This is a genomic window from Spinactinospora alkalitolerans, from assembly GCF_013408795.1.
GTDB lineage: Bacteria > Actinomycetota > Actinomycetes > Streptosporangiales > Streptosporangiaceae > Spinactinospora > Spinactinospora alkalitolerans.
Genome location: NZ_JACCCC010000001.1, coordinates 6,461,843 through 6,477,302, shown reverse-complemented (window position 1 = coordinate 6,477,302; position 15,460 = coordinate 6,461,843). Strand labels below are relative to the sequence as shown.

Here is a 15,460-nt window from a genome sequence, read left to right as displayed (position 1 = left end):
ACCTGGTGGAACACCGAAGGCGACCGGATCGTCGCGCTACTGCCCAACAGGGGCCAGAGCCACGGGCAGGCGTGCTGGGACGTCCTGGAACCGACCGGGTTGCCGGTCCCCCACCGCTCGGCCCCCGACTCCATGGAGGTCGCCCCGACCGTCCCCGGCTCCATGGGCTCCGCAGGGCCCCGCGGAGACGAACACGGCGTTCGTGCGCAGGCTCACCTCGAGCGCCGCGGGCGAGGAGATCGTCACCGTTCCCACCGAAGGGCCCGCCCACTCCGACCGGGTCTCCCGGAACGAGCTCGAGAGCGCCCGGAGGCTCGCCGTCGACCTGGTCGACCTGCTCGGCCCCATGGCGCACTGGCGGGCCAACCGCGACCCGGTCCGGCCGTCCCGTGGCGGCGGAAGCACACGTACGTGGTCGTCCGTCACCAGAGCGACCTTCGGCGCGGCCGTGGTCGGACGCGGAGCCGGCCACTGCGCCGTCGTCGTCGACACCGATGAGGACTGACGCGGTGACCGGCGACAGTCCGCCGCTGGGAGCCTCACCGTGCTCCGGCCCGTCGGATCGGCGTGCTCGCGTATTCGACGACGCGCCGAGCCGTCCCGTCCACGTCCCTGACCGCAGGAGCGACCGCTGATCGGGGACGCATCGAATCGGAGAGGGAAACAGCGTGCTGCCTCACGTCCACCGGATCAGCAAGTACGATCCCGCCGACCGCGACGAGCACGGCGGCTACACCGGTGCCGCGGACCCGGTCAGCGACCACGGCCCGGTCGAATCCGCCTACCTGCAGGCGGTCGTCGCCTTCGCCGAGGACACCGGTATCGATCGCCTGGCCATACGCGAACCGCAGATCACCGGCCTTGCCCACTTCGGCCTGGAGCCGGCGGTCGAGGGCCACGGTCTGGCCGGGCTCTTCCCACCCGATCTCATCGGATTCCACGACGGGGCGCAGGTGCCGCTCTCGGTCGGCCTGGACCTGGTCCGGGCCATGCTCCGCGACAGCGGCGCCTGGTGCCGCCTGGAGATCGAGGACAAGTTCGCCGTACACGTCGGTTGGGACCAGTACGTCTACGTCGGAAGCAGTGGCCCCTGCGACGATGCGTCGGCCCGCACCCGCGCACTCGGGCTGTTCCCGGAACGGCTGGACGCCTCCCCCTACGACGCGGCCTTCGACGATGAACCCGGCGAGCAGCGTCCCGCCGACGAGGTCTTCTGGGCGCGGCTGCGCCGGTGCGTCGCCATGCGCCAGGCGGCGATCCTGGAGGAGGGCCACGTCCACAACGCCTCCCGCTGGCACCGCCTCACCGAAGACACCCTCGACGCGGTACGCGCCCGGCTCGCCCCCCGCGCCCGGTTGGCCGTCTGGCCCGACCTGTCCACCGACGTCGACGCGGTTCTCGCCGCACTCCCCGACGAGGGTCCGGTGGAGCTCGTCTGGGAGGACGGCGACGGGCTGATCACCGGCACCATCGCCGACGAGAACCGGTACCGGGCACTGGCCGCGCAGGTCGCGGACGCCCGTGGCGCCGCGGCCCTCTCCCTGAACGTCGGCGAACGCCACCCCTTGTTCACCGCCGTCCTGCCTGACCCCGACGGCGTCCTGCGCGCCCGGTGGAGGACCGAGCCCACCCCGAGCGACCGGGACTGGGCAAGACCCTGCACCGCGGGCAGATCTGCACCGGCACGGTGACGGAGATCGCCGACTTCGGTGTCACGTTCGTGGACATCGGCGGCTGCACCGCGATGATCAACGTTCCCGAGCTGTCCTGGCGACGCATCGACCACCCGTCCGATGTCGTCGCCGTCGGTCAGAGAAACTCAGCCGAGATTCTCGACGTCGACCTGGTGTCCGAACGCGTGCCGCTGTCGCTCAAGGCGTTGCAGGAGGACCCGATGCTGGAGTTCGTGCAGCAGGTCGGCCGGATCGTCACCGGTCCTGTCACCAGGCTCGTACCGTTCGGCGCCTCCGTCCGCATCGAGGACAGGGACGACGGCCTCGAAGGGCTGGTGCACAACACCGAGCTGGCCGGGACACACGTGGACCGGCCCGAGGACGTCGTCCGGGTCGGCGACGTCCTCACCGTGAAAATCATCGATGTGGACCCTCGGCGGCGTCGGATCGTCCTCTCGCGCGTACAGGCTCTCACCCCCGGAAGTGCTTGACCGGCGCGGTCCTGCCCGTCGGTGCGAGAAGGCCGGTGCGGGGTCCGGCCGCGGGCCGGTCGGCGCCGTGCCGTGCGCCTCCCGTCGGCACCGCTCACGGCGTGAGTTGCCGATGGCGCTGGGTGGCCCACTCGACCAGCAGCACGGTGGCGTCGTCCTGGAGCCGGCCCTCCTGGTGCTCCAGAATGGTCTGCATCAGCCGCCGCAGGGTCTCGGGAGCCGACAGGCCGTCGGCTTCGCGGCGGATGATGAAGTCGGTGAAGCGCTCCAGGCCGAACAGCTCCCCATCGGGGCTGCGCGCCTCGGTGACGCCGTCGGTGAAGAACAGCAACCGGTCGCCTGGTTCGAGCTGGTAGCGGGCGGGCTCGGCGGAGAGCCCCAGCCCGATCCCCATCGGGGGCGAGGACGGGCTGTCCAGGGTGGCGACCTGACGACCGCGGCGCAGCACCAGTGGCGGGTGGTGGCCGCGGTTGATCCAGGTGAGCAGGCCGGTCCGGGTATCAAGCGTGGCCAGGACGCCGGTGGTGAACCGAGGGGGGTCGAACTGCTCCGCGACCGCTTCGTCGATCACCTCCCCGATCGTGACCAGGTCCTTGCCCTGACGGCGGCTGCTGCGCGAGGCGCCCATGGCGGTGCTGGCGGTCAGCCCCGCGGCGAGGTCGTGGCCCATGGCATCGAAGACCGACAGGTGCAGCACGTCGCCGTTGAGGGCGTAGTCGTAGGCGTCCCCGCCGACGTTGTAGGCCGGCTCCAACACGGCGCTGATCACGATCCTGTCGTTGGCCAGGGTGGTGGAGGGCATCAGGTTCCACAGCACCTCGGCGGGGACCGTCATCCGGTCGGCGCGCACCAGGAGTGCGTAGGCGTCACTGGTGTCGCGCTTGCTCACCATCAGCAGGGAGACCAGGGAGGCGAGCTGGTTCGCCCACTGCTGGGAGGTCTCATCGAGATCGGGCACGGTGATCCCGAGTACGCCGAGGCGTTCCGTGCCGTCCAGCAGCGGTATCCACAGTCGCCGCGGTTCCCGCTCCGCGGACGGCGCCGAGAACACGGTCGCCGAAGAGGCTGCGGTGTGCCAGGCCCGGGCGACGTCCACGTTGCGGAACGCCCATCCGGCCATGGTGGTGTCGATGCGGATCGGCTCAAGCGTTCGCCCGGACGCGTCGTACTGGCCCGGTAGCGGCAGCAGGGACTGCTGCTGCAGGTCCACCACATAGATCATCGTCTCGGAGAAGCCCACGAGAGCCGCGTGCTCGGCGACCAGGGTCGGCAGGTCCTCCAGCGATGCCAGGTGACTGCCCTGCAGCAGCCCGCCCAACATCCGCTCACTCCGGCTCTGCATGCCCACGCTCCCCTGACGGTTCCCCTTACCCGCGCCGCCCCCCGCTACCCCTGTTCACCCCCATTAGGCGTCCCCACCCCTGCGCCCGGCTCCTCCCCGCCCTCCACGGAACACGAAACCGGGCCGACGGTACTCACGTTGCACGGCTCCATCCGGGACATCCCCACGTGCGCGGGGAGCACCAGGACTACTACCACGGCAACGCGGAGGAGAAGGGACCATCCCCGCATGCGCGGGGAGCACTGCGGACGGATCCGAGTAAAAAATCGGGTCCTGGGACCATCCCCGCGTGCGCGGGGAGCACGATAAGCGTACGGCCATCATGTCTGAAGACCGGGGACCATCCCCGCGTGCGCGGGGAGCACCCGTCACGGATGCGTGGCGGGTCTTGACAGCCGGGACCATCCCCGCGTGCGCGGGGAGCACTTCAGGTCACCGTGGTTGGGAACGCCCGGGTAGGGACCATCCCCGCGTGCGCGGGGAGCACTGGCGTAACGGCGTGACCGTGGGATACACGCTGGGACCATCCCCGCGTGCGCGGGGAGCACTGGCACCGTTGGCGGCCCCGGGCGTTCGCGCGGGGACCATCCCCGCGTGCGCGGGGAGCACGCACCGCGCTTGGCCTCCTTGAGCGGGAAACCGGGACCATCCCCGCGTGCGCGGGGAGCACGACCCGGCCGTCGCGGAGGCCGTGGCCGGGATGGGACCATCCCCGCGTGCGCGGGGAGCACTCCAGGGACAAGCTCCGCTGTGCGTGGGGACGGGGACCATCCCCGCGTGCGCGGGGAGCACCCGTGTGTGCGTTGCGGGAGCTGCCGGACCTCGGGACCATCCCCGCGTGCGCGGGGAGCACTCTACGAGATGTTCGACGCCGAACGGCACGTCGGGACCATCCCCGCGTGCGCGGGGAGCACTCGCGGCGGGAGCTGTCCACGATGCGTGCGGCGGGACCATCCCCGCGTGCGCGGGGAGCACATCAGGGCGAAAACGATGATGAACACGACGATGGGACCATCCCCGCGTGCGCGGGGAGCACCCTGACTGTCCGGAATGGCCGGCATGGCAGGAGGGACCATCCCCGCGTGCGCGGGGAGCACGACATCCTTCCCGCGGACGTCAATCGGCGTCCGGGACCATCCCCGCGTGCGCGGGGAGCACCGGTCGGCGCTGGCCGACCTGCCCGCGCGCCTGGGACCATCCCCGCGTGCGCGGGGAGCACCTTCCTTAAGCAGGATTTGGCGAACAATTCGCGGGACCATCCCCGCGTGCGCGGGGAGCACTTCGCGCCGTAGTACTCGGCGAGCTGCTTCTTGGGACCATCCCCGCGTGCGCGGGGAGCACTCAGGTCAAGACGGACCTGGACGCCGGTGCCCGGGACCATCCCCGCGTGCGCGGGGAGCACTACCGCATCGAGATCCACACCGAATGCCATGTGGGACCATCCCCGCGTGCGCGGGGAGCACTAGTCCTCCCACCGGCCCCACGGCGAGGCCGCGGGACCATCCCCGCGTGCGCGGGGAGCACGTCGACCTCGGCCACACGAGGCTCGAGGAGCCGGGACCATCCCCGCGTGCGCGGGGAGCACTCGTTCAACACCACGTTCCCCGCCACGTGGCCGGGACCATCCCCGCGTGCGCGGGGAGCACCGCGGTGCCGTCCTTGCTGGCGAACTTCGACAGGGACCATCCCCGCGTGCGCGGGGAGCACGCCCGGATCGCGGTCGGCGCGGAGAACTGCGCGGGACCATCCCCGCGTGCGCGGGGAGCACCCGACTGTTTTCGGGCATGCGAAATCAGTGGCGGGACCATCCCCGCGTGCGCGGGGAGCACGACCTGAAGGGCCGGCCGGAGGCGTACCCGCTGGGACCATCCCCGCGTGCGCGGGGAGCACGCTTAATGACCTGCGTGTTCACTGACGCTAAGCGCTTGTTTCATTCACTTCAAGAGAATCCGACAAAATACCCATCGACACCAGAGGCGGCGCCTTACCGGCCTCCGAAGCGGCGGTACTTGGACGCCTTGCTCCAGCCTTTGGACTTCGCCGCTGAGGGACTGGTCTGCTGCTCGTTCGGGCGTCGGATGAGGGTCAGGCCTTCGTGGTCTACCGGGTGCCACTTGTGGTCGAAGGTCTTGAAGGTGAAGCCCTGCTCGTTGTCGGTGCTGTAGGCAAGCAGAGCCCTGCCGTTGCCGGCGTACTCCTGCACTTCCGCCCACAACGCTTCCCGGATCCGTGCAGAAGGGCCGCCGATGAAGACGCCCGGCGAGATCTCCAGCAGCCAGCGGGTGAGGAAGCCGCGTAGTCCCGCTGGGCAGTTGGTGAGCACGATGACGGTCACCAGATCAATCCGTCCGCATGGTTGCGGCCGGACTCGACGTCGGGACCTCGGTCGGTCTGCAGACCGACGCGGTCGAAGGTGTCATCTGTGACGTCGCTGCCCACGCCTTCTGGAAGCAGCAGACTCTGAATGTCGCGGACGCATCGGCCGAGGAAGCCGATCTCGTTGATGCGGTCGCGGATGGCCCGGCGGGTGCGTGAGCCGACTTCGCCCGGGCCTTCCGCCGCGACGTCGAAGGCGATGGGGATGCCGATCTCGGTCTTGTAGAGGTCGGCCACATCCAGAACGAAGGACAGTTCGTGGCCGGAGTGCACGAACCCCAGCCCAGGCGTGCATCCCAGAGCGGCGACCACCGCCTGGGAGACGCCGTAGAGGCACTGGGCGGCGGCGGTGATTCCCTGGTTGAGCGAGTCGCCGGAGTCGAAGTCCCCCGGCACGAAACGCCGGCCGTTCCAGGGCATGCCGACCCGGGCGGCCTCTTTGCGGTAGAAGTCCTTGACCCGCTTCCCCTCTTTACCGAGGAGCTGCTGTCGGGTAAGGCCCGCCGGGTCTTCATCGGGGAAGCGCATCTTGTACATGGCACGGGCCACCTCCAGCCGCGTGCCCCGGTTCGCCCACGCCCTTGCCTGGGCTTCGACCAGCGCGGCCGAGCGGGTCAGCGACCGGCCGCCCGCGTAGAAGCGGACCCCCTGCTCTCCGACCCACACCACGCCCGCCCCGCTCTCGCCGAGCACGCTCATGGCCTGGTGGGTGACGCGGGTGCCCGGGCCCAGGAGCAGGGTGCCGATGGCAGCGGAGGGAATGTGCGTGACGCCATCGCCGTCTTCGGCGGTGATCGCGTTGGCATCGCGGTGCACGGTGCACCGTTCCAGATAGACGAAGGAGAGTCGGTCTCCCACCCGGGTGAGTTCACGCGGCGTGGAGGCTTGGCGCCTGCCGACCGTCGCCATTCCTCAGCCCACCGGGGCCAGGGTCATCAGTCCGCATCCGTATGCCTTGGCCCGACCCAGTCCTGTTGTCAGGGTGCGGCGCAGCGCCTTGGGATCGGTCACCTCCAGGCGGCCGTCGAAGGTCGCGGTGACCAGGGAAACGGTCTTCTTCCCCCGGGACTCCCGCTCGGACTTGTCGAAGGTGCGGCCGCGGCGGTCGTGCACGACCAGCTGGTACTCGTCGCCTTCGGGCAGCCGACGCTGCTCCGGCGCTTTCTCCATTACCCGGAAGCCCGCGGCCTCCTGGCGCTGCAGCAGCCAGCCCATCTGATGGCGCGGGGTGACGTGCGCGGTGAGTTTGGTGGGCTCGTCGGCCTTGCGGCGGATGCTGTGCACCGGGTTGGCGGTGAGCCGGAACGCCCAGGTGTCCCCTTTGGTCAGGCGGGACAGGAACGGGGTGTAGTCGTAGGTCTGCCACTTCGGCTGGGTCGGCCAGCCGGCCTGCTCCACCATGTGGGTGAGGTCGGGTTCGGCCGGGCTGACCATGTAGAGGAAGACCTCGGCCTTGGCGTTGCGGTCGACGCGCCACAGTACCCGCGGAGTGTCGGTGTCACTGGGGAGCACGTCGGGGAAGGAGCTCATGACCGCAGCGTGCATGGCCTGCGGGGAGGACAGCAGCCTGCGCGCACCGCTGCGCACGGTGTTGAGGCGGAAGCGGGTGAGGTGCATCAGTCGCCTCCCAGGAGGATCGTCGGGTTGTGATCGGGGGGCGCGCTGCGGCGGGCTTTCGGGTTGGGCACGTCGACCGTGTCCGTCCGCACGCCGCGCAGGGCGTAGCGGCGGTGCAGGGGGTCGAAGCTGAGCGGCAGGTCGCGGACGCTGTCGTTGCGGCTGTCACCGGGAGTGGCGTCGACGAAGGTGGTGAGCGGGACCGTGGATTCCCGCTTCCGGCTGCGCTGATACCACCCGGCGGCGCGCCACTCCTGGTCGGCCAGCACCTGCTCCAGGCTCTGATCGCGGTGGACGCCGATATCGACCCGGCGCGCCGGCGGGCACGAACGCCGCCCCAGGTAAGGCAGGTAGACCGGCGCCTGCACCGCTCGGTGCAGGTCGTCGATCAGCGTGTCGTCGCCCTCGACGGCCGCGACGAAGACGGCGTCTGCCAGGTAGAAGCGCTCCGACACCGGCATGGACTTGCCCGTGTCGAAGTGCTTGGCGGTCTGGTAGTCACGGATGCGCGTGCCGGGCTGGTCGACGCGCACACCGAAGCGCAGTCCGGCGAGGTCGGCGAGGTCGGCGGTGCGCTCGCGCCCCTGGGCGGCGGCGAGCAGCCCGATGACGCCGCTCTTGGTGGGGGCGTGCTCGGTGGTGCGGCGGGCGAAGCGGGCCGATGCCCCCCAGGCTTGCAGGGGGCCGGCCAGCAGGAGCGCGAGGACGCTCATTTTGCGGGTGCCGGGCGCTGGGCCACCGCCGCGCCGACGGCGGAGACCAGGTCGGGCAGGGACAGTTCGGTGCCGAGTCCGGAGAGCTTCTCGGTGCTGCGGCCGATCCGCAGCACCCACGTGTCCGTGCCGTCTTCGGCGCCGTAGGCGAGCTCGACCTCGGGGATGTAATCGGCCAGCCGTCCGCTGGCCTCCTGGAGGTGGCCGTTGCCCAGCATCACCGGCTCCTCGAAGGCCCCGACGAAGCTGATGGGGCGCGAGGTACGCAGCTTGACGATGACCGCGTCGGGCAGCGTGTTGTTGCCGAAGGTGTTGAGCTTGCCGCTGGGCAGGGACTCGACGAAGCCGCGCACGAACGCCTCGACGGCGCGGCGCAGCGGCTCGGTGACCGGTTCGTCGTCGCGCAGTCCTTCTCCGAGGTTTTTGCGCAGCAGGTCGACGTCGAGAGCCGCGTAGCGGTACAGGGTGGCGGAGTTGAACTCGACGGTGCCGATCATGCCCGCGCCGGGTTCGGCGTCGGTGTTGCGGTCGTCGACGGCGGTGTAGTAGTCGGACTCGTTCTCGACCGCGTGCACACTGATGGCGTGTGCGACCTGGGCCGCGGCGTCGACGTTGATGTCGGCGCCGTCGGCGACCATTCGGCCGAACAGGGCGATGTCGACCGAGTGGCGGGTGTCCGCGATCTCCTTCGCCCTCTTCTTGTTGTCCTTGTCCTTGAGGAAGGCCTTGATGTCGGCGCGGCCTTCGACGGCGAGTTCGGCCAGGCCGTCGCGCTGCCGGGCGCTGAGGAACATCAGGTAGGCGGATTCGGGGGCCGGCTCGCCCTCCCCTTTCTTCTTCGCTGCGTCGGCCCTGCGCTTGGGCACCTCGATTTTGGAGCCGGTGGCGGTCTGGACGGTTTCGGCCGCCAGGGTCCAGGCCTCCCGCTCCTCGATCGAGGAGTCGAGTTCCCGGATCCGTTCGGCCAGCAGTTCGGCGACCCGCTTGGTGCGTGTGCCCAGCTCACCGGGGTCGAGCAGGCTGTCGAAGGCGAGCCGGGTGGCGCGCTTCCACGCCTGGCTGGAGACCCTGGCGCGGCGCACTCCGCCGTAGATCGCGGTCTTGGGCGCCCCGGTGTCATCGCGGTTGATGTTGCTGGGCGGGACGGTCTGCAGTACGTGCAGGTCGAGGATGGTGCGGCTCATGAGTCGTCCTTGTCGGTCGCGATGTCGGTGGCGGAGTCGTCGATCTCGGCGGGGTTCTCGGTGGACTTGGACCGGTAGGCGTGGAATCCGCGTCCCCACGTGGTGCGGACCCGGCTCGCCCCACTGGGTCGCTGGAACTCGTGGATCTCGTCGGCGAGCACCCCGTAGTCGAGGGGAACGGAGCCGCGGCGCAGCAGCACGGCGATCTCGCGCAGCCGGTAGGCGAGGGTGGCGGTGTCGGTGGCGCTGCCGACCTGCACGAAGCGCTTGCGCAGCGGCTCGTCGATGTCATTGCCGGGCATCAGCCTGCGCACGGCCTCGCCCAGCCCCCGCCCCCGCTGGTGCATCCTGTCGTCGCGGCGCGACTGCTGGTGCACGGCGTAGACGGTGAGCGCGATGTGGGCGGCGTTCTCGGCGCGGTTCATGGCGTCCTCGCCGATCCGCGGAGCACCGTGGTAGAAGCGCTCGTCGAGGGCGAGCCCCCACAGATCGGGGACCTCCTCGATTGTTTTGCCCGCCCCCCGCCGCAGCCGGGCCAGGGTCGCCACGGCGCCGGGCCGGTCCCGCCGGTATCCCTCCTGGATCTCTCGGACGCGTTCGTCGACGAACACTCCGACCCATTTCAGGGACGGCAGGCGCTTGGTGTCGGTTGCGGTCACGCTGGTGCCTCGCCTGTCTGCTCGGTGGTGGACATGGGGAGCGCCTTCCTCAGCTCGGCACGGAATCTCAGGTCGGCGCGGGACGCGGTGAGCCAGAGAGAACCGCTCTTGGCTTCGGTGACCCGTCCCGTCCAGGCGGCCTCGCCCGCCTCATTGACCAGGCGATCGGCGATGCGGCTGATGGTGCTGTGCACTCGGCACTGCCATTCGCGGCGATACTCCTCGGGGTCTTTGTCGGAGGTCAGCTTCGCCAGCCAGTCACGAAAGTGGCCGTCGAGTTTGCCGAAGCCAAGGTCGCGTGCCGTGGCCCGAGGCGCCTCGGTCTCGGCGCCGGCCGCCTGGGCCAGCCCGGTGGCGAGGTCGCCCAGAGCGGTGACCGCCTCCTCGGCGTCGTCGACCGCGCGGACCGCTGTATGGCCGAGTTCGGCGTCGCGCTCGTGCAGCACGACCACGGCCATGGCGATAGCGTCGTCGACGATCTCGTCGATGACCGACAGCTGGGTGCCGTAGACGGCGCCGAAGACCCGGGCCCGGATGAAGTGCTCGTCGTCCAGGAAGCCCTCGTTGGCGAGCCGGGCGACCCAGTCGAGGATGCGGGGCCGCACGACTTCGGCGGCCTCCCGACGCTGCTCTGCATTGCGCACCCGGCCCGTGACCAGTGCTCCCAGGCCGCGCCACGCGCTGCGGGTCGGGTCGTGCTCACGCGGCAGGTAGACCTGCGCCGCTCCCAGCTTCTTCTCCTGGGCCGGGCTGCGCCGCCAGGCGGTCATCGGCTCGCGGTTGTGCATGTTGCGTGCGGGGAGCGGATCGCCGTAGGCCAGCAGGACGCCGTGGACGCCCTCGGCGTCGTAGTGCAGCCGGAGCCGGCGGCTCTGCCAGGTGTAGAGGTCGCGGGGGCCGGTGGGGCGGGCGGCCAGTTCCTTCGGATCGGCCGCGGCGGCGCCGTTGGGGGCGCGTCGCCATGCGGGCCGGTCGTCCTCGTCGATTTTGAGGTTGTCGGTGTCGGCGGCGACGAGGTTGAGCAGCAGCGTCTCGCGCAGGTGATCTCCTTCGGCGAGCACCCCGCCCAGGTTGCCCGCCCAGCCCACGCCCTGCGGGTAGCCCTTGCCGCCTTTGGCCCGGGGGTCGCCCGCCGCGCCGGACTTGATGCCGGAGGGATCGTAGGCGTGGGCGTGCACGACCCAGCGGGCGGCCTCGGCGAAGCCGAGCCGGTCGGTACCGCGCGCCCGCATGGTGAAGAAGGGTTCGCCGTTGGGGACGTCGGCGACGATGCGGTCCAAGGAGGAGAACTCGTCCTTTGCCGTGCGCAGGCCGGCGACCTGGAAGAAGGGGGTCTGCGGGTGCAGCAGGTCGAAGCGGTCACGGTGCTGATGCAGGTAGGCCGAGATCCGGTCGACGGGCAGCCCGTCCTCCTCCCACAGTTCATGCCATTCCTCGGGATCGGCCGGGCCCTTGAGGGCGTCGTGCAGGATCGCCAAGAGCAGCCGCATGAGCGCGAACTCCTGGGTGGGGACGTCGCCGACGATGCGGCGCAGCTGCTCGGCCTGCTCGAAGACCTCCAGCAGCGACAACTCCTCCTCGGATCCGTTGAGCCGCTGCACCGGAATCCACGGTCGTGCGGTCAGGTCGAAGGAGAGGGCGGGGGATTCATTCGGCACGGTGCACCTCAAGACCGTCGGACCGGGTGTAGTGGAGATCGAAGCCTGCCAGGCGGGTACGGCACTGGTCGTCCAGGATCAGGACCAGCTCGCCGGCCAGCCAGTGCGACTCCTTGGCCTGCCAGGCCTCGACGCATTCGGCTTCGAGCTCGTCGATTGCCTGGTCGAGCCTTCTTGGATCGGCGAACTCGTAGGGCAGCCGCAGCCCGCAGGCCGCGGCGATGCGCGCGAGCCGGGAATCGGGCACCGCCCCAGTGGGCAGTTCCAGCCCACCCCGGTCCTCGCTCAGCCACGGGAGCGTGGCCAGGGTCCCATCGGCGCGCCGCTGCAGCACCAGGACCTCAAGGGTCTCCCTGATGTCGCGGACCTGGGCCTTGCCGCCCCGGGTGTCCTCGACGTCGCCGACCCCGGCCTCGACCCAGCCCACCAGAGCCTTGCCGGGTCGCCCCGCCTTGTTGAGCAGGAACGCCTCGGCCTTGGTGCGCTGCTGGATCCGGTGCTGTTCGTGCTCGTCTCGGGCCCGCTGCATGGTCTCCCGCCATTGCGGAGGCCCCGCCGCCTCTGAGCCGTAGGCCTCCTGCACCAGCGGGCTGATGTGGTCGGGCAGCCGCACAATGTGCCCCGTCTCAGCGGTCCCGTTCAGGTGGGGTTCCAGCACGGCGAGGGAGCGCAGCAGCGGGTGCGTCCGGTAGACGGTGTGCGATCCGCGGACCGGCCAGGGCATGGACGCCTCCCAGTCGACGCCGGTGATGAGGCAGCGGGCGGTGCGCAGCCGCGGCGGGCGGTCGCTCTGCTGTTCGCCGCGCTGGTGCCGGTGCAGCCGCCCCATGCGCTGCAGCACCAGATCGACCGGGGCAAGATCGGTCACCAGCAGGTCGAAGTCGATGTCCAGGGACTGCTCCACCACCTGGCTGGCGACCACGATGTGCGCCTCGTCCGGGCGCCGCCCCTGAAGCTCGACGACTTTCTCGGGAGGACCGAATGTGGCGAGCAGTCTGGCATCGTTGTCGGCGCGGTCCAGGTCCAGAAAGCGGGCGTGTGCGACGGTGATGCGGTCGTCGCCGAAGCGCTCCCGCAGGTGGGCGGCTGCCTCATGGACCCGGGCAACCGTGTTGCGCACGACCAGCGCGCAACCGCCCTCGCGGAGTTCGTCGGCCAATCGGTCGGCCAGCTTCGCCACGTCGTCGTCGAGGCGCTCCACCTCCACATCGGTACCGCGGCCGGAGGCGCCGGGGGCCGATAGCTGCGGGCTCGCCCCAGGGGCGACCCCGGTGAGCAGCGGATAGCCGTCCGCCGTCTGCACCGAGGCGAAACCGGCGTCCTGTTCCTTGCCCCCGGCGTAGGCCTCGACGAGCTCGCGGCGCCGTCGGGCCGGCAGCGTCGCCGAGAGCACCACCACCGGTACGCCGTAGGCACCCAGCCACGACAGCACCCGGTCGAGGTAGGAGCTCATGTAGGTGTCGTAGGCGTGCACCTCGTCGATCACCACGACCTTGCCGGCGACGGCGAGGTGGCGCAGCGCCAGGTGGCGGCTTTTCAGGCCGGCGAACAGCAACTGGTCGATGGTGCCCACCGCGAACGAGGACAGCATCCCCTTCTTGCGGCCGCGCAGCCAGTGGTGCGCGATCAGTTCCGCCGACGCGGTCCGCTCATCCGCGCGGTGTGCCCAGGCGTCGTCGGCGCCGTCCTGGTCGATGCCCGCCACCGGGCGCCGCCCCGTGCGCATCAGCTCGGCGAAGTCCTTGTTCAACGCGGCTTTGGAGTGCGCGAGGAACACCGAGTGCGCACCGGCTCCTGCCCGTTCGTCCGGCAGGCGGTCCAACCATTTGAGCAGGCGCGGGAACATCGCGTTCCCGGTGGCCATGGTGGGGAGTGCGACGAAGCAGCCGCCCGCTCCGGACCGGGCGGCGAAGATCTCCGCGACGGCCAGCGCGGCCTCGGTCTTGCCCTCGCCCATCGGCGCTTCGATCACCATCAGGCCCGGCTCGGCCATGTCGCGCGCCATGCGGACCGCTTCCTCCTGCACCGGCCGGATCCGGGCGCCGACGGGCAGCTCGAAGCGGGCGGTGAAGAGGTCTTCCGGCTTCTCCTCGGGCTCCACCGCAGCCCAAGGACGCGGCAGGTTCAGGCCGCGCCAGGCCGCTTCGACGCGTTCGGGGTCGCTACTGCGCTCGCCGGGAAAGTACGGGAAGAGTTCGGGGTTGCTGGCGATCCAGTCGGCGACGATGACCAGTGCGGTCAGCAGCACCTGTACCGGCTGCGGAAGCTTCACCTGCCGCCAGTCGGCCAGGCGCTCCCGCACACCGCAGGCCTCGGCAGCGGCGTCGAGCAGCTCGTCCTGCACACCGCGCCACGCGTCCTCGCAGCCGCGGGTGCGCAGCAGACCGCGGTGGACCTTCAGCTCGTGGATGTCGGACTGACTCGGCGGCACGCCGTGGTGGCCGCCGACGACGATGGTGAACTGCAGAGTGGCCGGCTTGGGCCAGCCGTGCCGCTCCATGAGCCACTGCTGGAGCAGCATTTGCCCGGCCAAGCCGTGCGGGGCGAGCTTGCGGTCGGCCATCTGCTTCTGCAGTCGCATTTCCAGCCCGGCCTTGCGCATGGAGTCGGCGAGCTCCTCCACCTGGCAGGCGAACGCAGGCGTGGCCTTGCCGATGTCGTGAGTGGCGGCCAACCACACCACCAGCCGCCGGGCGTCATCGGCATCGCCGGGCAGCGTGTCAGCGATGAGCCGCCGCACCTGACCGGGCACCCACTCATCCCACAGCCGCCCGGAGACAGCGGCGCTGTCGGCCATATGCCGCCACAACGGCAGCCAGCCGTCGGCATCACGGTCGTGCTTGGCCCACACGGAACGCGCGGCCACAGAAAGCCCACCGGGCCAAGGCGGCAAGGAGCCGTCGAAGGTCATGACCGCATTCAACTGGATAGACCTCGAGAAGGCACGGGAAGCCGAGAAAATTCCCCAATTGTGGGTAAATCTGGCAGCGAAGAGCGGCGAGAGGGGGAGCCGCATCCGCGACTCACCCCCGGGATCATCCCCGCGTGCGCGGGAGCAGTCACCTCGGCCGGGCTGCTGCAGATCGTCGCTGGGGCCATCCCCGCGTGTGCGGGGAGCAGAAGCCCAAGCTCACCCCGGTGGCCCGGCCGAAGGGACCATCCCCGCGTGTGCGGGGAGCAGCTGGATGACCTGCGTGTTTTCTCGCCTTGGACGCTGATTTTATTCACTTCTCAAGAATCGGGCAAAGCACCCATCAAGTAGAGCTGTTCATGCAGCAGCTCTACTCTCAGATGGATGGCGGTCGTAGGCACTCAGCGATCATCGCCGATAACTACGGTCAATGGCGAGCCGCTGGCTGAATACGTAACAGGCATATCGCGGCCGAGACGGCCGGGCGTAGCCGCGTTGCTGTCACCACTGCTGTCAAAGGCCCCCGCCGGAGATCCGACTGCGGCCCTGTCCGCTGCCGGGTGGCGAGCGGCCTTGGACGGAAAAAGCGACGCCAACCGAGCTTTGACGACTGCGTTCGTGGGGCAGGGGTGCGATTCCCCAGGCCCGGACCCGCTATGCCGCCGACGCTACGCGCACTGCGACAGCCGACCCCCTGTACGAACCCGATCCTCACACATCAGCAGGGCGACGGCGGGCCCGGACGGCGCGGCCCCTCTCCCGCCGAGGAAACCACCACAGAACGAACATGTGCGCCCGCCCGGATCCACCGCCGCCCTCGCTGCCGCTCCTCCCGC

General features: G+C 70.3%; 12 protein-coding genes and 1 CRISPR repeat array. Of the genes, 3 read left to right on the top strand and 9 right to left on the bottom strand.

Annotation, left to right across the window (positions count from 1 at the left end; all coding sequences use genetic code 11):
• The first annotated feature begins 202 nt into the window (after positions 1 to 202).
• From HDA32_RS29055 to HDA32_RS30375, 3 genes are all read left to right on the top strand, one after another.
• Positions 203 to 505, top strand: a complete 303-nt coding sequence (locus HDA32_RS29055) for a hypothetical protein (RefSeq protein ID WP_179646182.1) — start codon at positions 203 to 205, stop codon at positions 503 to 505.
• A 163-nt stretch (positions 506 to 668) separates the two neighbouring features.
• Positions 669 to 1,691 carry an RNA-binding protein gene (locus tag HDA32_RS29050; RefSeq protein ID WP_312863372.1) on the top strand — a complete coding sequence of 341 codons (1,023 nt, stop codon included), beginning with the start codon at positions 669 to 671 and terminating at the stop codon, positions 1,689 to 1,691.
• Positions 1,688 to 2,164, top strand: coding sequence for a S1 RNA-binding domain-containing protein (locus tag HDA32_RS30375; protein ID WP_218882645.1), 477 nt, complete (start codon positions 1,688 to 1,690; stop codon positions 2,162 to 2,164). Before HDA32_RS29050 ends, HDA32_RS30375 begins: the two co-directional genes overlap by 4 nt.
• A gap of 94 nt (positions 2,165 to 2,258) precedes the next feature.
• On the opposite strand, the gene HDA32_RS29045 is transcribed toward HDA32_RS30375, so the two are convergent.
• The 9 genes from HDA32_RS29045 to cas3 all read right to left on the bottom strand — a co-directional run bounded on the left by HDA32_RS29045 (position 2,259) and on the right by cas3 (position 14,624).
• Positions 2,259 to 3,506 (bottom strand): PP2C family protein-serine/threonine phosphatase, encoded by a 1,248-nt coding sequence (locus HDA32_RS29045; protein ID WP_218882644.1) that lies wholly within the window; start codon positions 3,504 to 3,506, stop codon positions 2,259 to 2,261.
• 153 nt (positions 3,507 to 3,659) lie between these two features.
• A CRISPR array of direct repeats spans positions 3,660 to 5,396; the repeat unit is 29 nt; unit sequence GGGACCATCCCCGCGTGCGCGGGGAGCAC.
• Positions 5,397 to 5,490: 94 nt separating this feature from the next.
• Entirely contained in the window at positions 5,491 to 5,841 is a 351-nt protein-coding gene (cas2e, locus tag HDA32_RS29040; protein ID WP_179646181.1) for a type I-E CRISPR-associated endoribonuclease Cas2e, read from the bottom strand.
• Positions 5,838 to 6,791: a type I-E CRISPR-associated endonuclease Cas1e gene (gene cas1e / locus HDA32_RS29035; protein ID WP_179646180.1), complete on the bottom strand. Its 954-nt coding sequence runs from the start codon at positions 6,789 to 6,791 to the stop codon at positions 5,838 to 5,840. The genes cas2e and cas1e overlap by 4 nt, the downstream gene beginning before the upstream one ends.
• A gap of 3 nt (positions 6,792 to 6,794) precedes the next feature.
• Entirely contained in the window at positions 6,795 to 7,499 is a 705-nt protein-coding gene (gene cas6e, locus HDA32_RS29030; protein ID WP_179646179.1) for a type I-E CRISPR-associated protein Cas6/Cse3/CasE, read from the bottom strand.
• Entirely contained in the window at positions 7,499 to 8,212 is a 714-nt protein-coding gene (cas5e, locus tag HDA32_RS29025) for a type I-E CRISPR-associated protein Cas5/CasD (protein ID WP_179646178.1), read from the bottom strand. The genes cas6e and cas5e overlap by 1 nt, the downstream gene beginning before the upstream one ends.
• A complete protein-coding gene (gene cas7e, locus HDA32_RS29020) occupies positions 8,209 to 9,396 on the bottom strand; it encodes a type I-E CRISPR-associated protein Cas7/Cse4/CasC (RefSeq protein WP_179646177.1) in 1,188 nt (395 codons plus the stop codon). The genes cas5e and cas7e overlap by 4 nt, the downstream gene beginning before the upstream one ends.
• Positions 9,393 to 10,055 (bottom strand): type I-E CRISPR-associated protein Cse2/CasB, encoded by a 663-nt coding sequence (gene casB, locus HDA32_RS29015; RefSeq protein ID WP_179646176.1) that lies wholly within the window; start codon positions 10,053 to 10,055, stop codon positions 9,393 to 9,395. Before casB ends, cas7e begins: the two co-directional genes overlap by 4 nt.
• Entirely contained in the window at positions 10,052 to 11,713 is a 1,662-nt protein-coding gene (gene casA, locus HDA32_RS29010; protein ID WP_179646175.1) for a type I-E CRISPR-associated protein Cse1/CasA, read from the bottom strand. Before casA ends, casB begins: the two co-directional genes overlap by 4 nt.
• Positions 11,703 to 14,624 carry a CRISPR-associated helicase Cas3' gene (gene cas3 / locus HDA32_RS29005; protein WP_179646174.1) on the bottom strand — a complete coding sequence of 974 codons (2,922 nt, stop codon included), beginning with the start codon at positions 14,622 to 14,624 and terminating at the stop codon, positions 11,703 to 11,705. The genes casA and cas3 overlap by 11 nt, the downstream gene beginning before the upstream one ends.
• Positions 14,625 to 15,460 lie beyond the last annotated feature (836 nt).